Source organism: Neobacillus sp. DZ-9, assembly GCF_059587065.1.
In genome coordinates this window covers 500,566-520,643 of the sequence record NZ_JCAIOL010000003.1, presented here as the reverse complement: position 1 = coordinate 520,643, position 20,078 = coordinate 500,566, and the positions used below count along the sequence as shown (strand labels likewise).

Below are 20,078 nucleotides of genomic sequence, written 5' to 3'. Positions count from 1 at the left end.
GTTTGATTTAATAAAAAGGAGGGTGAAAAAGATGGAAGAAAGATTTCCTATTATTAAGGGGGCAGAAGAATTTTTTTATAAGGAAAGCAATATTGGGATTCTCATTTCACATGGATTTGTCGGTACTCCACAAAGTGTGCATTACGTTGGCGAAAAGCTTGCACAATTGGGGTATTCGGTTTTGGCACAAAGATTAAAAGGGCATGGAACCCATTATTATGATTTAGAGAATTGCACACATGAAGAGTGGTTTGAATCTTTGAAAAAGGGCTATCAAAAATTAGCCCAACATTGCAACAGCATTTTTGTATTAGGCCAGTCAATGGGTGGGACTCTGGCGCTTTGGCTTGCTCATAAATATCGGGATGTAAAAGGAATTATCTTGGTTAATCCAGCATTAACGCTTCCGTCTTATGACCATTTAAGGGGAAAAGCCCTTCCAAGATTTATTGTTGAAGGAAATCCGGATATTAAGGCAAAGGATGTTAATGAAATCACTTATGACAAAGTACCCATTAAAGCCATTCATCAACTGCAAACTTTAATGGACATAACACCAGCAATAATACCGGATATTCGTTGTCCAGTTTTAGGTGTTAAGTCGGCAGTCGATCATGTCGTTCCGCCGGAAAATACAGATTATATTATGAATCATATAGGGTCTGCAGGAAAGGACATGATTGTTCTGGAAAATTCCTATCATGTGGCATCTTTGGACCATGACAAGGATCTAATTATAGAGGAGTGCCAACGTTTTGTTCAACAGCATATTAGCCAGGGTGTAAGTTAGATTGATAGAATTTCCGAATGAAAACAATAAATTTTTCTATCAGATAAAGTATAGAATTCCCAATATTTAAGTGGTAGGATAAAGCACAAGAACAATAAAAAGTATTCCTATCAAATAACTAGGAGTTAAAAAGGAGGATCTTAAATGCCTAATCCAAAACAATTGAAATTTGGCGCAATTATTCATGGTGTTGGCGGAAATATTGCTGGATGGAGGCATCCCAATATTCAAGAAGATGCAAGTGTCAGTTTGGAATTTTACACCAATCAGGCTCAGAAAGCGGAAGAAGGGAAATTTGACTTAGTCTTTATTGCGGATGGGTTGCATATTAACGAGAAGTCGATCCCACACTTTTTAAATCGGTTTGAACCACTTACCATTTTGTCTGCCCTTGCTGCGGTCACTTCGAGAATAGGTCTCGTGGGTACACTATCAACCTCGTATAGTGAACCGTTCAATGTTGCAAGGCAATTTTCATCGCTTGACCATATCAGCCAAGGCCGGGCTGGATGGAATGTGGTTACCTCACCACTTGAAAAAACGGCTCTCAACTTCTGTAAATCGATCGAAGAACATCCTGATCACGCCAAAAGATACCGGATTGCAGCTGAATATTTGCAGGTAGCCAAAGGACTTTGGGATTCTTGGGAGGATGACACATTTGTCCGGGATAAAGAAACTGGAGTATTCTTTGATCCAGATAAATTACATCATTTGAATCATAGAGGGGAATTTTTCTCCGTACAAGGTCCGCTTAATATCGGCAGATCAAAGCAAGGCAGACCGGTCATATTTCAAGCTGGTTCCTCAGAGGCAGGAAAAGATCTTGCAGCCAAAGAAGCAGATGCCATCTTTACTGGCCATCCAACATTAGCAGCAGCACAAGAATTTTATCGGGATGTCAAAGAAAGAGCAAAAGCTTATGGACGTAATCCAGATGAGCTCGTCATCCTGCCAGGAATCGCACCAATCATTGCGGCTTCAGAGGAAGAGGCAGAAAGAAAATATCAAGAAATTGCTAATCTGGTTTCTATTGATAAAGCGTTGGATTATTTGGGCCGATATTTTGAGCATCACGATTTTTCAGTATATCCACTTGATGAACCGTTCCCTGATCTGGGAGACTTAGGTCAAAATAGCTTCCAAAGTCATACTAATCGAATTAAAAAGCAAGCAAATGAACAAAATTTAACGCTCCGCCAAGTTGCATTAAGAGAGACAACACCAAAGCCTGCTTTTTTTGGAACTCCGGAAAAAGTAGCGGATCTTATTCAGGAATGGTTTGAAGCTGATGGCGCTGATGGGTTTATTATTGGTTCAGCAGTTCCACATGGATTGAATGATTTTGTGGATCATGTCGTGCCGATTCTGCAAAAACGCGGATTATATAGAACCGAATACGAGGCTGACACATTACGCGGAAACCTGGGAATTCCTTTTCCGAAAAACCGATATGCAAAAAAGGTGATAACCAAATGATAAAACTGACTAAATATAGTTTTTCTAATCTGAATATCTGCCGGCTAGACAACTAGAGGCTCTTTATTAAAAGAGAATGAATCTTTTAATAAAGAGCCTATTTTATTAAAAATATATCAAAATTATAGGAGGAATAAAAAATGGGAAAAGAATTATCTGTTGTAGTTTGGGCTAAAGAAGGGTGCCGCTATTGCGGAGAGGTAAAACAATATTTTGAGGAACGAGGAATAAATTACGAAACGATCGATGTGACCCACCATGATGAACGCAGAGATATTTTGGAAGTCAAGTATGGTGTCCGCCATGTACCAGTGGTTGAAATTGGTCATGATGAGGTATATGAGGGAGTCACACAAGTCGGAATAGAGCATATCGAAAAAGTGCTAGAAAAATTTAATCATAAAATATTAAAATAATTCCGACTAAATCAATAGAAATTCAAGTAAATAAAAAGGATAGGTGCAAGTGATATGAAGAAAAAATTAACGATTTTAATAACGGTACTGCTAACTCTAGCGCTGGGTGCATGCTCTTCACAAGAAACGAATATCACTTCCAAGGCAAGCTCGGAAACAGGTAAAGGTGAAACGAAGGTTCAAAAAATAATAGTTGGAACAGGGACACAGTTTCCAAATGTCTGCTTTATTGATAAGAATGGAAAATTAACCGGTTATGATGTGGAATTAGTTCGGAAGATTGATGAAAAGCTGCCAGAATATCAGTTTGAATTCAAGACGATGGAGTTTTCAAATCTGTTAATTAGCTTAGAAACAAATAAAATCGATTTTATTGCCCACCAAATGGAAGTGAATGAAGAGCGTCAAAAGAAGTTTCTTTTTAATAACGAACCTTATAATATCTTTCCTCTTCATGTAACGGTCAATAAAAATAATAATGATATTCACTCCATTAAAGATTTAAAAGGGAAAAAGGCGATCGTCAGTGCAACTAGTAACTCCGCTGTTTTCCTTGAAAAGTATAACAAGGAAAATAATGCTGGAATTGAAATTGTCTATGCAGGTAATGGACCTGATTCAACGATTAATCAACTCAAAACAGGCAGGGCAGATGCCACGATTACAACACCCTTCTCAGTAGATTTTAATAATAAGGCTGTTGATGCTCAGCAAAAAGTGGTCGGTGAACCGCTCTTGAATTCAAAAGTTTATTTCCTTCTTAGAAAGGATGAAACACCGCTGCAAAAGAGAATCGACGAAGCACTCGTTGAGCTGAAAAAAGAAGGGGTAGTCAGTGAATTAAGTAAAAAATGGCTGGGAGCTGACTACACAGTCAACTTTTAACCAGTTGAAAGTTAGTGTTTGGAGGTGGCTAATAAATGGGGAAAGCATTTGATCCTTCATTAATTATCGAATTTATACCGACATTATTTCATTATCTAGGGGTGACTCTTCAGATTTTAGCAGCATCTATTTTTCTAGGACTTATCCTCGGTGTAGCAGCCGCTATACCGAGGCTGTTTAAAATACCTATCTTAAATCAATTGGTCATTTTATATGTTTCTTTTATACGCGGGACACCGATTCTAATCCAATTATTCCTTGTTTTTTATGGGTTACCTGCCGTCCTTCAGATTATCAATATAGATGTTTCAAAACTGGAGGCTATTTATTTCGTAATCATTACTTATGCGATTAGTAATGGAGCTGGATTTTCAGAAATTTTCCGAGGAGCCATACATGCGGTTGATAAAGGGCAAACGGAAGCGGCCTATTCAGTGGGAATGACCAGCACTCAGAACTTTTTTCGAATCGTATTGCCACAGGCCCTTCGGATTGCATTTCCTAATGTGGCTAACTCCGTTATCGGTTCAATAAAAGATACTTCACTCGCGTTCACGATTGGTGTAATGGATATGATGGGGAGAGGGGATACGTTGATTTCAGCAACCGCCCATGCGCTCGAAGTGTATATATCTCTTTCTATTATCTATTATTCTGTTGTTCTATTGTTTGAAAAGATATTTAAAAAACTGGAAAAATATTTCAATCGTTATCAGAAAGCTGATCTATCAGCAGCTGCCTAAAAAGGAGGGATATACATGACGATCGATATTCCTTTTATCTGGACCGCTTTTAAAGAAATCATTAAGTCTCTTCCCATTACACTTATATTAACCCTTGTTCCCTTGGCGGTTGGTTTTTTAATCGGATTGGCGGTGGCACTAGTCAGGATATATAAGACAAGGTTTCTACATCAGGCAGCGAATGGATATGTTTCTTTTTTTAGAGGTACGCCAATCATCATGCACATTATGGTCATTTATTATGGAATCCCCTTATTAATTGATCAGGTGTCATCCAAATTTGATTTAAACATTCAAACAAACAAAATACCGATTATATTGTTTGTACTGATTGCCTTGTCGTTAGCCGCAGGTGCCTATTTATCTGAAATTATCCGCTCAGGGATCATCAGTGTTTCGACTGGTCAATTGGAAGCGGCTTACTCGGTGGGGATGACAAGGTTTCAAGCGATGTTCCGAATCGTTCTACCACAGGCTTTGGCTCAGTCTATTCCCAATTTTACTAATCTATTTGTCGGTTTTTTACACACATCTTCTATTGCATTTCTCGTTTCAGAGAAAGAATTGACGGGTGCCGCCAATATCGTCGCTTCTACGAATCTGAAATTTTTAGAGGCCTTTATCGCGGCAGGAATCATCTATTGGGGACTTACGGTTATGGTAGAGGGAATTTCTTTTTTACTTGAAAAAAGGGTGACATCGTATAGTCGAGGAGGCGTGTCATGATTGATTTAAAAGGAATAAAAAAATCATTCCATAAAACGGATGTGTTAAAAGGGATTAACTTGAAAATCGAAAAAGGCGAAGTAGTAACGATTCTTGGTCCAAGCGGATCGGGAAAAACGACGCTGCTTAGATGCTTAAATTTTTTGGAGAAGCCTGATGGAGGCGTAGTTGAAATTGGAAATATACAGGTCGATACCGAAAAGGCAACGAAAAAGGAGATGTTGTCTATTAGAAAACAATCGGCGATGGTTTTTCAACATTATAATTTATTTGCACATAAGACGGTGTTGCAAAATGTAATGGAAGGGCTGATCGTCGCGAAAAAAGTGAAGAAAAAGGATGCCAGGTACCGAAGCGAACGGGTGCTTGAAAAAGTGGGCCTTCAAGATAAATTACACTATTATCCATCGCAACTATCTGGGGGCCAGCAACAACGGGTAGGAATTGCAAGGGCACTGGCGCTAAATCCTGAAGTCATTCTCTTTGATGAGCCTACGTCCGCTCTTGATCCAGAATTAGTCGGCGAAGTGCTTTCCGTTATTAAGACAATCGCTCAGGAAGGGATTACGATGGTCGTGGTCACACATGAAATGAGTTTTGCAAGGGAAGTTTCGGATCGTGTTTTGTTTATGGATGGAGGAGTGATTGTAGAAGAAGGTACACCGTTGGAAATTTTTCATGCTCCAAAGGAAGAACGGACCCGTCGATTCTTGCAGCGCATTTCCAGTGACTCATTTTTTCCATATTTAAAAGAACGGGTGAATTAAAAACTAACTGAATTGGGAGAAGGTGTCCATCATGTCGATAGACCAAATTATCATAGACGAATTAGTGGAAGAAGATAAAGAAACGGTCCGCAACTTATTAGTAGAGAGCTATCAGCAGTATGAGGATGCTTATACGAATCCTCAAGTATGGGAGACTTATTTAACCAATATTAAGGCATCAGTTGACAATCCAGACGTCGAAAAGATTTTGATTGCGAAAAGTGATGACAAAATTCTTGGTACATTGCAGTTATTTCTATCATCGGAAAAGGCCTATCAAAGGCCGGAATTACAAATTTTTTCTCCGATCGTACGGCTTTTGGCCGTTCATCCGGAGGCGCGGGGACGAGGCATAGCCCAAGAATTATTAAAAGCGAGTCTCGATATTGCAAAATCGCAGGGAGCCGATAAATTGTATTTGCACACCGGTGATAAAATGCAGAATGCCATTCGCCTGTATGAATGGTTTGGGTTTAAGCGAGATCGAACGAAAGAATTTCTGAACAATGATATTTTAGTAAAATGCTATCGATTTGATTTATAGGAAAGGAATTTTTGTTATGAATCAGGAGGAATTTGAGCGGTACTTAATATCGATTCGTCGTCATTTGCATCAATACCCGGAATTATCGAAACAAGAATTTGAAACAACGAAGTCCATTGAAAAATGGCTTCTGGAACTAGGCATCCCACTTCGGAAAACGGATTTGGAAACGGGTGTGTTTGCTGACATAAAAGGAGGGGAAACTGGTCCGATTGTGGCGGTACGTGCGGATATTGATGCACTTCCGATTGAAGAAAAAATGGGCCTGACCTATGCATCAAAAAATAAAGGGGTCATGCATGCTTGCGGTCATGACTTTCATACAGCGGCACTTATTGGTGCGGCTCGTCTTTTAAAAAGACACCAATCTGAGCTAAATGGAACCATACGCTTGCTCTTCCAACCTGCAGAGGAATTAGGAGGAGGCGCTAAACAGGTAATAGATGACGGACAATTGGATGGAGTTGAGGCGATTATTGGTCTTCACAATAAACCAGACTTGCCTGTAGGCACCATTGGTTTAAAGGAAGGTCCATTAATGTCGGCAGTAGATCGCTTTCAAATTGTTCTGTATGGTAAAGGAAGTCATGCCGCCATACCGCAAAATGGAAAGGACCCAATCCTTACTGCCGGCCAACTTATTACGGCCCTTCAGACCGTGGTCAGCCGGAATGTGTCCCCGCTTCATAGTGCCGTACTGAGTGTGACGAAGATAATTGGCGGCAGTACGTGGAACGTCATTCCAGGGGAAGTAAAACTTGAGGGAACAATTCGAACCTTTGATCAGGCTATTCGGGACGAAGTAAAGTCGAGGTTCTACAACATTGTCGAAGCGATTGCCAAAGCTTTTTCACATGAAGTGGAAATTGATTGGTTTGCAGGACCGCCGCCACTTACCAATCATAAAACAATCACAGAGGTTGCCAAGAAATCTGCCGAAAAGCAGTCGTTGTATGTTATCGATCCGGAACCCTCTATGGCTGGTGAGGATTTCTCCTACTATCTTCAAGAGATTCCAGGAACATTTGCTTTTTTTGGTACAAATGGGACCGAGGAATGGCACCATCCAGCATTCACTCTTGATGAATCAGCGCTTATAAAAGCGGCGTATTATTTATTTGAAACATCAAGAGAATTGTTAAATCTAAATTATTGAATTTTTATGAAAGATGGAATTCAAAGACTATATATAGGAGTGATTGAGTTGGGAGAGATTCTTCGAAAAGCTGTGGAAAATAAGCGGAAAAATTTAATCGACAAACTCATTGCTTTTAATGTCTATAAGAAAGATGATCAACATCTTTTTGAATTATCCTTGACGCAACTTGAAGACGAGTATAAAAGATTTCAATCACTTAATCATCCTCATAGCGATTTTGGGTCGATTCAATTGATTAATAAAAAACCGAACAAAAGGTAATTTGGAATTTATAAATTATTTATGAAAGGGAGTTAGAACGATGAGTAAAGTTACAATTATTTCTGGAAGCCCATCAGAGGAAACGAGATTAAATGGTGTTTTACATGATGTTTTAAATTATTTCCATGGAGTACAGACAACTCCGGAAATTATAAATGTCCGCCATCTGCCGGCAGAAGATTTAATTCTGGCGAAGTTTGATAGTGAAGAAATTAAAAAAGCCAATCAGAAGGTTGAGGATTCAAATATTATCGTAATTCTCACACCGGTTTATAAAGCATCATTTACAGGAGTTTTAAAAACGTATTTGGATCTCCTGCCGCAAAGCGGACTCGAGGGTAAGACTGTTTTACCAATTGCGGTTGGCGGAACTTTTGGTCACCTATTAATGATTGATTATGCCCTAAAACCTGTCCTTGCTGCTTTGGGAGCAACCAATATTTTAAAAGGGGCATTTATTTTAGACAATCAAATTAATAAATTAGGAAATAACCGCTATGAATTAAATTCAGAAGCCAAAGAGCGTTTAGAATCATCATTAGAAGCGATAAACACTTCATTAACCACTCGAGAAAGTGTTTCAAGGTCCATTCTATGAAGGTAAGATTTTACGGCAGCCGTGTGCTGCCGTTTTTTTTATTAATGAAAACATTTACAAACAATTTTCCAGGAATTAAGGATATAATGGTTTCTAAACATAATCCATGAAGCTTCAAAAGGAGGTGTACCGCCTGAAAACGAAAAAAATATTATTACAGACAAAAATATTTGGGCTGGTCCTATCGCTGGGGTTATTGTTGATTCTGCTGTTGACTGTATTTTTCAGCTATATGGAAAGTAAACAAATAGAGGAAAACAAGGGCCGGATGGCATTGGAAATCTCGAAAACGGTCTCATTTATCCCTCCCATTATTTCAGCATTCGAAGCAGCCGATCCATCTAAATCGATTCAGCCTCTTGCAGAGAAGATCCGCAAAGAGACGGGAGCTGAATTCGTTGTCATCGGAAACAAAGAGGGAATAAGATATTCACATCCTATAACCTCCAAGCTTGGGAAAAAAATGAGGGGTGGAGATAATGAAAGGGCCCTTAACAAAGGAGAATATTATGTCTCCAAAGCGAAGGGGTCGCTCGGACCCTCAATTAGAGGGAAATCTCCTATTTTTAACGAAAAGGGAGAGGTAATCGGAATCGTTTCTGTAGGTTTCCTGCTTCAGGATGTAAGGCAGCAAATTATGAATACGCTTTCCAAGGTGCTTCTTGTTTCACTATTTGCCCTTATCATTTCGCTTATCGGCAGCATCCTGCTCGGACGAAACATCCGTAAAGATACAATGGGGCTTGAACCCTATGAAATAGCGTCACTTTATAAAGAAAAGAACGCCGTCCTGCATGGTGTTAAGGAAGGAATTTTGGCCATCAATAAAGATGGATTCATCACCATGATGAATCAGCCGGCGAAACGACTTTTACATATTAAGGGATCTGTCCGCCATTTGAAGGTGGACGGGCTGTTCCCATCAGACTACTTATATGAGGTACTAAGAACGGGAAATCCGCAAGAGGATAAAGAAATGGTCTGGAAGGATAAAACCGTCATCGTCAATTGCACCCCGCTCTTTGATGAAACGGGAATTAGTGGTGTCGTAGCTTCTTTCCGGGATAAAACCGAGATTGAGCAAATGGTTAATACCATATCAGAAGTAAAAAGTTATTCAGAAGACTTACGGGCCCAAACACATGAATTTACCAATAAATTATATGTATTAATGGGATTGCTTCAGCTCGGCGAATATGAACAGGCAATCGAGATGATCCAAACGGAAACACAAAGTTTGCAGATTCAGAATTCTATTGTTTTTAACCATATTAATGATACCAAGGTGCAGGCGATTCTGTTAGGAAAACTAGGAAAAGCTTCAGAAAAGAAAATAAATTTTGAAATAGTAGCAGACAGTTATCTATCGGAATTACCATCACATATTAAACTTTCGAACCTAATCATTATCCTGGGGAACTTAATTGATAATGCCTTTGAAGCTGTCTATGGTAAAGACTCCCCTAGCGTAAAATTGTTCACGACGGATATCGGAAGTGATATCATTTTTGAGATTGCCGATAATGGAAAGGGAATTAGTGAAAGAGAAATTCCTTTACTATTTAACAGGGGTTATTCTTCTAAGACTGGTGCTGAGCCAAGAGGATTTGGCCTCGCAAATGCAGAAGAGGCTGTGGCTGAAATGAATGGAATGATTGAGGTTCAAAGTAATCCTGAAAATGGAACGGTCTTTACGGTGTACCTTCCAAAGGAATACGAGAGGAGTCAAAATGTTGAATAAAATAAAAGCGGTTATTGCAGAAGATGATTTTCGAATTGCTGATATACATGAGAAATTTTTAAACAAATTTAATGAAATTGAAGTGGCTGGAAAAGCACTGAATGGCAGTCAGACAATTGAAATGCTGAAAGAAAAAACCCCCGAATTATTGATATTGGATATCTATATGCCGGATATGCTTGGATCAGATTTGCTCCCTATCATCCGTGAACGTTTTCCAAAGGTCAGTATTATCATGATTACAGCAGCGACTGATAAAGATTTCATTGAAAAAGCATTGGGTTATGGAGTCGAAAATTATTTGATAAAACCGGTAAATCGGGAAAGATTTGACGAAGTTATTCTCGATTTTATCAAAAAGCACAATCTTTTAAATTCAAAACAGGAAATAAATCAAAAATATGTGGACATTCTTTTTGGAAATAAGGAATTTGAAAAACCAGGAAAGGAAACTGAATTGCCAAAAGGAATCGATGAAATTACACTTGGCAAGGTGAAAAACGTTTTACAGGTTAAAAACCAAGGTCTTTCTGCCGAAGAGGTGGGAAATGAAATTGGAGCCTCCCGAATCACAGCGCGGCGCTATTTGGAATACCTGTCATCCATAAAGGAAGCCAAGGCGGAAGTGGTCTATGGAATTGTCGGAAGACCGGAACGAAAATATTATCCTATTTAAAAATGGTGCCTATAGGCATCATTTTTTATATTTAAATCCCGTGAACAAAATGTACAAAATACATCTTTATTTACAATAATAACTTTATTTTGCAAACGTTTTCACTCTAGAAAATTTTGATTATTATTAATTTACAAACAAAAGGGGTGAAGACGATGTTAGCAACTTTAGGATTTTTAATGATTATTGTATTTATGGTATTAATTATGACAAAACGTCTTTCAGCGATGATCGCCTTAATGGTGGTGCCGGTTGTATTTGCCTTAATCGGCGGATTCGGAAAAGAAATGGGGCCTATGGCGCTTGAAGGGATTAAAAGCGTGGCGCCGACAGGAATCATGATCCTGTTTGCGATTCTCTTTTTCGGAATTATGATCGATGCCGGGGTATTTGACCCTATCATTTCGACAATCTTGAAACTAGTAAAAGGGGATCCCGTAAAAATTGCGATAGGAACAGCCGTCCTTGCGCTGTTAATCTCCCTTGATGGTGATGGAACAACTACTTATATGATCACCATTTCTGCCATGCTTCCTTTGTATAAGCGAATCGGCATGAAACCATTGGTATTGGCTGGAATCGCAGTATCATCATCAGGAGTAATGAACCTTCTTCCATGGGGCGGACCAACCGCAAGAGCAATGACAGCTTTACATCTTGAAATGGGCGATATTTTTACTCCAGTAATTCCAAGTATGGTAGGCGGCGTACTTTTTGTATTGTTTATGGCCTACACCCTTGGACGAAAAGAGCGAAAACGAATTGGTGTCCTAGAAATCGATTATAGCACTGTATCAGAAATTGCTGCTACAACGGCGGATGCCTACTTAAAGCGTCCAAAGTTAATCATCGTAAACTATTTACTTACTATTCTATTGTTAGTTGCACTTATTCAAGAGGTACTGCCATCAACCGTATTGTTTATGATTGGCTTTGCCATTGCCATTACAATCAATTATCCAAATATAAAAGAACAAAAAGAACGGATCATGCACTATGCTGATAATGCATTATCTGTTGTTTCCATGGTTTTTGCGGCAGGGATTTTTACAGGGATTCTTTCAGGAACAAAAATGGTAGATGCGATGGCCGGAACAATGATTTCTCATATCCCAGATGCCCTTGGTTCTCATTTTGCTCTTATTACCGCGATAATCAGTGCACCATTTACATTTTTTATGTCAAACGATGCCTTTTACTACGGAGTACTTCCTTTACTTGCCAAGGCGGCCAGCGGATATGGAATTGATCCAGCTATGATCGGACGGGCATCACTAATGGGTTTACCAGTTCATCTATTAAGCCCTTTAGTGCCTTCGACTTATTTATTGGTTGGAATGGTAGGAAAAGATTTCGGAGATTTGCAACGCTCTTTCCTAAAATGGGCCTGCGGATCAACCGCGGTCATGATTTTAGTCGCTATTGTTTTATCCATTATTCCGATTTAGCTAGGTTAATATAGTCCAAGACCCTAAAGAGGTTTTGGGCTTTATTAATTTTAAAGGAATGAATAGAAGGAGATTTTTATGGAAGTATTTTTTCTTATATTAATAAATGTCATTTTACCAGTCTTTACGCTAATAGGAGCGGGAGTATTTTTACATCGAAAATGTCAGTTTGATATGAACACTTTGTCTAAATTAAATAATTATTTTTTGATGCCTTGTGTTAGTTTTGTAAATATTTATCAAACCAATGTTGGCGGAAAAACTCTTGTCCATATACTAAGCTTCTTATTGATACAATGCAGCAGTTTAATGATTATAACTGCAGTCATTTCAAAAGCGGCCAAATTTGAAAATGGTCTGTCATCGACCTTTAAAAATAGCGTGGTACTTAACAATTCCGGAAACTTTGGACTGCCGGTAAGCCAGCTTGTTTTCCAGCATAATCCATTGGGTGCGTCAATACAGATTGTGGTTATGATTTTTCAGAACTTACTCACCTACACCTATGGGCTGTTAAATTCGGTTTCCGTTGATCAAAGTGGATTCAAAGCGATTAAGAAGTTTCTTAAAAATCCAGTTATTTATGCTTTTTTATTGGGACTGATTTTCCACACCTTGCATATAAAATTACCTGACTTTCTATGGACGCCAATTAGCAATACTTCTAATGCTTTTCTGGCCGTTGCGCTCGTTACGCTTGGTGCACAAAGTGCCTATTTAAAAATTACTCGTTTATCCATGCCGCTGTTTCTAAGTTTATTTGGCCGTCTCATTCTTTCACCAGCCATCGCATTACTGATTATTTTTCTTTTAAAGTTGGATGGAACAACGGCACAGGCGTTGTTTATTGCCAGCTCCTTCCCAACATCAAGAAATAGCGCTTTATTTGCTTTAGAGTATGGAAATCATCCAGAGTATGCCGCTCAAGTTGTTTTACTGTCTACCTTGCTTAGCATGATTACAGTAACCACTGTTGTTTTTTTATCAACCATTTTATTTTAATAGTTTGGTTTTGCTTTGCTGCCCAGAATAATGGGCAACTTCTTTTAACATGCTACAAATTAGAGTATTTGATTAAGGAGATCGAAAATTCAGCAGCAAAGAGGTGAGAATTGTGACCTTAAAACATCCAACAAAATATGATATCCACCTTTTTCACGAAGGGAGTTTGTATGAAAGCTACAAAGTTTTTGGCTCACACCTTGAAACGAAAGAGTGTGTAATGGGTACCCGTTTTTCTGTCTGGGCACCCCATGCTGCCCGTGTCAACGTGGTTGGGGATTTTAATAATTGGGATGGAATCTGGCATGGTATGACAAAACTAAATGATGAAGGAATATGGTCATTATTTATTCCAGGTCTGCTGGAACATGAGATATACAAATATCAAATTATTACATCTGAGGGAAAAACAATCTTGAAGGCAGATCCCTATGCATTTTATTCTGAGCTAAGACCGCACACAGCATCAATTGTTTACAACATTGAAGGATATGATTGGAACGATCAAAAGTGGTTTAAAAATAAACGGAAGAAAAGTGTATATGAAGAACCACTTGCTATTTACGAGGTGCATTTAAGTTCATGGAAGAAAAAGGATAATGGGGAGTTTTATTCATACCGAGAGCTGGCAGAGGATCTGATCCCTTATGTACTGGAGCATAAATTTACACATGTTGAAATAATGCCCATAATTGAACATCCTTATGATCGTTCCTGGGGCTATCAAGGAACCGGATATTATTCCCCGACAAGTCGTTATGGTACACCGCATGATTTAATGTATTTTATCGACCAATGCCATCAAAGTGGTATAGGAATTATACTTGATTGGGTGCCAGGACACTATGGAAGGGATGCCCATGGGTTGTATTTGTTTGATGGGCAGCCTGTATATGAATATGAAGATACATACGTACGCGAGAATGAAATATGGGGAACAGCCAATTTTGATTTGGGAAAGCCTGAAGTCCAGAGCTTCTTAATCTCGAACGCCTTATTCTGGATGAAATACTACCACGTTGACGGATTCCGGATCGATGCCGTTGCTAATATGCTGTATTGGAATGCCGGGGGGATTTATCAAAAAAATGAATTCGCGGTTTCGTTTCTTAGGAAGCTGAATGAGAGTGTCTTTAACGCCGATCCTGCTATTTTGATGATGGCGGAGGATTCGACAGATTGGCCTCTAGTCACCTCACCTGCCTATGAAGGCGGCTTAGGCTTTAACTATAAATGGAATATGGGGTGGATGAACGATATTTTAATATATATGGAAGCAGAGCCCCAAAATCGTAAGGATTTACATGATAAAGTCACCTTTTCCCTCATGTATGCTTTTTCGGAAAACTTCGTCCTGCCTTTGTCACATGATGAGGTGGTTCACGGAAAAAGATCCCTTTTAAATAAAATGCCGGGTGATTATTGGCGAAAATTTGCCCAGCTTCGTCTATTGTTTGGGTATTTGATGACGCACCCTGGTAAAAAACTGTTGTTTATGGGCGGAGAATTCGGCCAGTTTGATGAATGGAAGGATTTAGAGGATTTAGATTGGGAATTACACAATTTCGAGATGCACCGCTTCATGCATGAATATTTTAAAGAATTGATGAACCTGTATAAACGTTCAAAACCATTGTGGGAACTCGACCATGATCGTGAAGGCTTTGAGTGGATTGATCCAAATAATAAAGATCAAAGTATTTTCTCATATATTAGAAAAGGGAAAATAGAAGACAATATTCTTGTCATGGTTTGCAATTTTACAGAGGTTGTTTATGAAAACTATAAAGTGGGGGTTCCATCCTACCTTTATTACAATGAAATCTTAAATAGCGATGCGGTTTTATTTGGTGGTTCTGGCAGGGTAAATAAAAAGAAAATCAAAACGATTGAAAAACCGTTTCATAATCAGCCATGCCACCTGGAAATGACCATCCCGCCTTTTGGTATTTCCATTTTACGACCAGTGAAAACAAGAAAGGGGAAAATAAGCAATGGTACAGAAAAAAAAGTGCGTAGCCATGTTACTAGCAGGCGGCCAAGGTAGCCGTCTCAGTGCGCTGACAAGAGATAAGGCCAAGCCGGCCGTTTCATTTGGCGGCAAGTATAGAATCATCGATTTTCCGTTAAGCAACTGTACAAACTCAGGAATTGATACAGTAGGTGTATTGACCCAGTATCTGCCGCTTGTTTTGCATTCCTATATCGGGATCGGCAGCGCATGGGATTTAGATAGAATTAATGGGGGTGTTACCGTATTGCCTCCCTATTCGGAAACGGCAGGGGTCAGGTGGTATAAAGGTACCGCAAACGCCATTTACCAAAATTTGAATTATTTAAGACAGTACAATCCAGAGTACGTTCTAATCCTTTCAGGCGACCATATTTATAAAATGAATTATTCCAAAATGCTTGATTACCATATCGAAAAAGAAGCAGATGTATCGATTTCAGTTATTGAGGTTCCCTGGGAGGAAGCCAGCCGTTTCGGAATTATGAATACAAATGAAGATTTAGAAATTATTGAATTTGAGGAAAAGCCGAAAGAGCCAAAAAGTAATTTAGCTTCAATGGGTATTTATATTTTTAAATGGCCGGTCTTAAGAACGTTTTTAGAGATGGATGATAAAAATCCTGAATCCTCCAATGATTTCGGCAAGGATATTATTCCTTTATTACTGGAAGAAAAGAAAAAGGTCGTGGCTTATCCATTTGAGGGCTATTGGAAGGATGTTGGTACTGTAGGCAGCCTGTGGGAAGCCAATATGGACTTACTAAATGAGGATACGGACTTGGATCTTTATGACCGTAATTGGAGAATTTATTCTGTCAACCCAAATCAGCCGCCGCAATATATTGCCCCTACCGCTCAAATTGAAGAATCCTTAATTAATGAAGGCTGCATTGTAGAAGGGACAATTAAGCATTCTGTTTTGTTCCAAGGCGTTACAGTGGAGGAAGGAAGTATGATTCAGGACTCTGTTATCATGCCGGACGCCCGTGTCGGAAAAAATGTAGTGATCGAGCGAGCGATTGTCGCACCGGGTATGGTGGTGGAAGATAATACCGTTATTCGCCCCTCACAGAACAATGGTGCTGTAATTTTGTTTGCTGATGAAGATTAGCAAAAAAACCACTAGGAAAGGTAGGAAGATACTTTGCCGTGTTCCATGCTTGGCATTATCAATGCAACAAATGAGTTTGAAACATTTCAGAATTTAACTGCCCATCGTACCTTAGCATCTCTTCCCTTTGCAGGACGATATCGTTTAATCGACTTTATGTTATCGAATATGGTGAATTCAGGGATTACAAATGTAGCTATTTTTACCGGACATGAGATACGGTCGCTAATGGACCATTTAGGAACTGGAAAGCAATGGGACTTAGATAGAAAGCGTGATGGTTTGTTTGTGTTCACTCCAGATGGCAAATCCCGGTACGAAAGATTTGGTTCATTTGCGCATTTTGCCAGAAATATAACCTATTTCTTACGCAGTAAGCAAAAGTACGTAGTAATCACAAATTGCTATACAATTGGCACTATTGATTTCTGTAAAATTTTAGATCTTCATAAAGAAACAGAAGCGGATATTACGGAGGTATTCTATAATGGGAAATCGCTGGAAACCTATATTTTGAGCAAAGATTTATTGCTCTCTCTTTTTGAAAAATACAAGAACCAAGGATATTACAGTATTTTTGATGTAGTCCATGATAAACGTCATAATTTTAAATTAAATTTGTATGAATGCACTGGCTATATTGCAATCATTGACTCCCTTCAGAGCTACTATCAAAATAGTCTCGATTTAATGCAGCCGGTGGTATGGAAGCAGGTTTTTACAAAGGAAGAGCCAATTTTCACGAAGGTAAAGGACGAGCCGCCAACAAGGTATAAAAGGGCAGCAAAAGTGGCGAATTCAATGATTGCAAATGGATGCGTAATTGAAGGGGACGTGGAGAATAGCATCCTTTTCCGTTCTGTTAAAGTTGGAAAGGGCGCTGTGATTCGTAACTCCATCATCATGCAGAAGTGTCAAATAGCAGAAAATTGTGTATTGGATGGAGTAATTATCGATAAAGATGTCAAGATTGAGAATGGTGTACGCTTGACAGGCACCTTAGTGTCACCATATATAGTAGGAAAAGGTACAGTTCAAGAGGGGCGTTGAGGATAAAGTGAAAGTGCTATTTGCAGTTTCTGAGTGTGTCCCGTTTGTGAAAACAGGCGGACTTGCCGACGTAGCGGGCGCTTTGCCCAAAGCGTTAAAAAGGTTAGGGGCACAGGTACGTGTAATACTGCCAAATTACAGTGTAATTCCAGATAAACTGAGAAAATCATTTCAATTTCAAAAGGCGATTTATGTGAAGCTCGGTTGGCGCAGTCAATACTGTGGCATCTATTCCTATGAGCATGAAGATATTACCTATTATTTAATTGATAACGAATATTATTTTTATCGTGATACTCTATATGGTCATTATGATGATGGGGAACGATTTTCTTTTTTCTCGAAGGCGGTTTTGGAGTGTATTCCGCATCTCGATTTTACTCCTGATGTGATTCATTCTCATGACTGGCACACCGCGATGGTGAATTTCTTATTGGACGCCCAATATCGTCTAAATCCACTCTATAGAGACATAAAGACAGTTTATACGATTCATAATTTGCAATTTCAGGGGATATTCCCATATGAAGTAATGAGTGATTTGTTAGGATTAAGTCATCAATATTTTAACAGCGAGCAGCTGGAGTTTTACGGAAATTTAAATTTTATGAAGGGTGGAATCGTTGCATCGGATGTCGTTACAACTGTCAGCCCGACTTATAAAGAGGAAATTCAATATCCGCATTTTGGGGAACGGCTCGATGGCTTTTTACGAAAGCATAGCGAAAAGTTGATAGGCATCGTAAATGGTATTGACGACGTTGTTTACAATCCAAAAACAGATCGAGATATAGCTGTTTCCTATGATTTTGATTCGTTAACGGGTAAAGCTGAAAATAAGCAAGAATTGCAGCGATTTTTTGGATTGCCGGAAAAGGAAAGCACACCCGTTATGGCGATGGTAACGCGCTTAACCGCACAAAAAGGGTTAGACTTGGTGCACCATGTTTTTCACAGCATGATGGAGGAGGATATACAACTCATCGTTCTTGGATCTGGGGACCATCATTATGAAAATTTCTTTAGTCGAATGGAGCAAGAATATCCAGATAGGGTAAAGATTTATTTAGGCTTTAATGAAGGGTTGGCGCATCAAGTATATGCAGGGGCTGATTTGTTTTTAATGCCTTCACAGTTTGAGCCTTGCGGATTAGGACAGCTTATTGCCCTCCAATACGGGACGATCCCCATTGTTAGAGAAACGGGCGGCTTGAATGATACGGTGCAACCATACAATGAAGAAACAGATGGGGGGAACGGATTCACTTTTAAGAATTTTAACGCCCATGATATGCTCCATACAGTTAGAAGAGCGATTTATTTTTATCATCAAAAGGAAACTTGGCCCCGTCTTGTAAAAAAAGCGATGAGTCAAGATTATAGCTGGCTGAAATCAGCTAAGAAATACAATGAAATTTATGAGAACCTCATTGCGGAAAGAAATCAAGCTAATTGACTTTGTTCAATTGGCTATTTTTCTTAATATTAGGAAAAAGATTGACTTCTCTTAACAAAACATGGTATAAACACCATAAGTTATTTTAGTACATAAAAGCGTGAAAGTTAAAAAATGATATCTTAATTGATGGAAACAGGGGGAAAAACGATCATGGAACAACGCACCAAAATATTAGACTGTACCATTCGAGATGGAGGCTTGGTTAACAATTGGGACTTCAGTGTCGAATTTGTTCAAGATTTGTATAATGGCCTTAGTGAAGCTGGTGTTGAATACATGGAGATCGGCTACAAAAATTCTCCAAAGCTGCTTAAGGCAACTGAGCCAAATCCTTGGAGATTTCTAGACGATAATTTCCTAAAAGAAATTATTCCTGAGAAAAAGTTTACGAAGCTATCTGCACTGGTAGATATTGGACGAGTAGATCCAAACGACATTCTGCCGAGAGAACAAAGTGTATTGGATATGATTCGAGTGGCGTGTTATATCCGTGAAGTGGATAAAGGCTTAGAATTAGTTCAAATGTTTCACGATTTGGGCTATGAAACATCCTTAAATATCATGGCTTTATCAAGTGTACCTGAACAACAGCTGATTAAAGCGTTTCAATTGGTGAAAGAGAGCCCTGTAGATGTTGTTTATATCGTGGATTCTTTCGGAAGCTTAGATCCTGTTGATATTGACCACCAGGTGAAAAAGTTCAAAGAGTTGATCCCTAACAAACAGCTTGGCATTCATACCCATAACAACATGCAGCTTGCATTCGCCAATACCTTGACAGCAATTCGAAATGGCGTTATATTTTTGGATTCTTCCGTTTATGGCATGGGCCGTGCTGCCGGTAACTGTAACACAGAGCTTCTTGTCAGCTACATTCAAAAACCAAGCTATGAGCTTAAGCCAGTTCTTGGCATAATTGAGAAACATATGTTGGAAATGCGACAACAGTGGGAGTGGGGCTACATCATTCCTTATATGATTTCTGGTGTACTTAATGAGCATCCACGTGTCGCAATGGCGTACCGCGATAGCGAAGACCGTGATAAATTTGTTGATTTTTATGATAAGGTAACATCACCGGAGGTTGCTCTGGCTCCTACTTTAAAATAGGTCGAAAATGAAAACTCGCCAATCTTGAACTGCCTCGAATTGTTGGTCTCATTCTAACAATGAAGGGAGCAGTTCAAGTGAGGGAGTTTTGTTTATGTC

General features: G+C 39.1%; 20 protein-coding genes. All 20 read left to right on the top strand.

The features are described from left to right. Window positions 1-31 precede the first annotated feature (31 nt). The 20 genes from AC59HZ_RS10950 (at window position 32) to AC59HZ_RS10855 (ending at window position 19,979) form a co-directional block, all read left to right on the top strand. The gene (locus AC59HZ_RS10950) at window positions 32-790 is read left to right on the top strand and encodes an alpha/beta hydrolase (RefSeq protein ID WP_496545824.1); all 759 of its coding nucleotides are present in this window, start codon (window positions 32-34) and stop codon (window positions 788-790) included. Window positions 791-934: 144 nt separating this feature from the next. After that, entirely contained in the window at window positions 935-2,269 is a 1,335-nt protein-coding gene (locus AC59HZ_RS10945) for an LLM class flavin-dependent oxidoreductase (RefSeq protein ID WP_496545823.1), read from the top strand. Between the two features lie 140 nt (window positions 2,270-2,409). Beyond that, on the top strand, window positions 2,410-2,685 hold the full coding sequence (locus AC59HZ_RS10940) for a glutaredoxin family protein (protein ID WP_496545822.1): 276 nt from the start codon (window positions 2,410-2,412) through the stop codon (window positions 2,683-2,685). Between the two features lie 54 nt (window positions 2,686-2,739). Further along, window positions 2,740-3,570 carry a transporter substrate-binding domain-containing protein gene (locus AC59HZ_RS10935; protein WP_496545821.1) on the top strand — a complete coding sequence of 277 codons (831 nt, stop codon included), beginning with the start codon at window positions 2,740-2,742 and terminating at the stop codon, window positions 3,568-3,570. Window positions 3,571-3,605: 35 nt separating this feature from the next. Further along, on the top strand, window positions 3,606-4,313 hold the full coding sequence (locus tag AC59HZ_RS10930) for an amino acid ABC transporter permease (protein WP_496545820.1): 708 nt from the start codon (window positions 3,606-3,608) through the stop codon (window positions 4,311-4,313). Between the two features lie 15 nt (window positions 4,314-4,328). Then, a complete protein-coding gene (locus AC59HZ_RS10925; protein WP_496545819.1) occupies window positions 4,329-5,039 on the top strand; it encodes an amino acid ABC transporter permease in 711 nt (236 codons plus the stop codon). Beyond that, window positions 5,036-5,806 carry an amino acid ABC transporter ATP-binding protein gene (locus AC59HZ_RS10920; protein WP_496545818.1) on the top strand — a complete coding sequence of 257 codons (771 nt, stop codon included), beginning with the start codon at window positions 5,036-5,038 and terminating at the stop codon, window positions 5,804-5,806. The genes AC59HZ_RS10925 and AC59HZ_RS10920 overlap by 4 nt, the downstream gene beginning before the upstream one ends. A gap of 31 nt (window positions 5,807-5,837) precedes the next feature. Next, a complete protein-coding gene (locus AC59HZ_RS10915; RefSeq protein ID WP_496545817.1) occupies window positions 5,838-6,350 on the top strand; it encodes a GNAT family N-acetyltransferase in 513 nt (170 codons plus the stop codon). Window positions 6,351-6,366: 16 nt separating this feature from the next. Continuing rightward, the gene (locus AC59HZ_RS10910) at window positions 6,367-7,506 is read left to right on the top strand and encodes an amidohydrolase (protein WP_496545816.1); all 1,140 of its coding nucleotides are present in this window, start codon (window positions 6,367-6,369) and stop codon (window positions 7,504-7,506) included. A gap of 39 nt (window positions 7,507-7,545) precedes the next feature. After that, window positions 7,546-7,770, top strand: coding sequence for a Fur-regulated basic protein FbpA (locus AC59HZ_RS10905; RefSeq protein ID WP_496546042.1), 225 nt, complete (start codon window positions 7,546-7,548; stop codon window positions 7,768-7,770). 40 nt (window positions 7,771-7,810) lie between these two features. Further along, entirely contained in the window at window positions 7,811-8,368 is a 558-nt protein-coding gene (gene ssuE, locus AC59HZ_RS10900; protein ID WP_496545815.1) for an NADPH-dependent FMN reductase, read from the top strand. Window positions 8,369-8,474: 106 nt separating this feature from the next. Beyond that, window positions 8,475-10,109 carry an ATP-binding protein gene (locus AC59HZ_RS10895; RefSeq protein ID WP_496545814.1) on the top strand — a complete coding sequence of 545 codons (1,635 nt, stop codon included), beginning with the start codon at window positions 8,475-8,477 and terminating at the stop codon, window positions 10,107-10,109. After that, window positions 10,099-10,785: a response regulator gene (locus tag AC59HZ_RS10890; RefSeq protein ID WP_496545813.1), complete on the top strand. Its 687-nt coding sequence runs from the start codon at window positions 10,099-10,101 to the stop codon at window positions 10,783-10,785. The genes AC59HZ_RS10895 and AC59HZ_RS10890 overlap by 11 nt, the downstream gene beginning before the upstream one ends. A gap of 155 nt (window positions 10,786-10,940) precedes the next feature. Next, window positions 10,941-12,233: a CitMHS family transporter gene (locus AC59HZ_RS10885; protein WP_496545812.1), complete on the top strand. Its 1,293-nt coding sequence runs from the start codon at window positions 10,941-10,943 to the stop codon at window positions 12,231-12,233. A 78-nt stretch (window positions 12,234-12,311) separates the two neighbouring features. Beyond that, the gene (locus AC59HZ_RS10880) at window positions 12,312-13,235 is read left to right on the top strand and encodes an AEC family transporter (RefSeq protein WP_496545811.1); all 924 of its coding nucleotides are present in this window, start codon (window positions 12,312-12,314) and stop codon (window positions 13,233-13,235) included. Window positions 13,236-13,347: 112 nt separating this feature from the next. Next, entirely contained in the window at window positions 13,348-15,282 is a 1,935-nt protein-coding gene (glgB, locus tag AC59HZ_RS10875; RefSeq protein WP_496545810.1) for a 1,4-alpha-glucan branching enzyme, read from the top strand. Continuing rightward, window positions 15,230-16,360, top strand: coding sequence for a glucose-1-phosphate adenylyltransferase (locus AC59HZ_RS10870; RefSeq protein WP_496545809.1), 1,131 nt, complete (start codon window positions 15,230-15,232; stop codon window positions 16,358-16,360). Before glgB ends, AC59HZ_RS10870 begins: the two co-directional genes overlap by 53 nt. Before the next feature lie 45 nt (window positions 16,361-16,405). Beyond that, a complete protein-coding gene (locus tag AC59HZ_RS10865; RefSeq protein ID WP_496545808.1) occupies window positions 16,406-17,410 on the top strand; it encodes a GlgC family sugar phosphate nucleotidyltransferase in 1,005 nt (334 codons plus the stop codon). A 7-nt stretch (window positions 17,411-17,417) separates the two neighbouring features. Continuing rightward, entirely contained in the window at window positions 17,418-18,866 is a 1,449-nt protein-coding gene (gene glgA, locus AC59HZ_RS10860) for a glycogen synthase GlgA (RefSeq protein ID WP_496545807.1), read from the top strand. Between the two features lie 153 nt (window positions 18,867-19,019). Next, entirely contained in the window at window positions 19,020-19,979 is a 960-nt protein-coding gene (locus tag AC59HZ_RS10855) for an aldolase catalytic domain-containing protein (RefSeq protein WP_496545806.1), read from the top strand. Window positions 19,980-20,078: the final 99 nt, after the last annotated feature.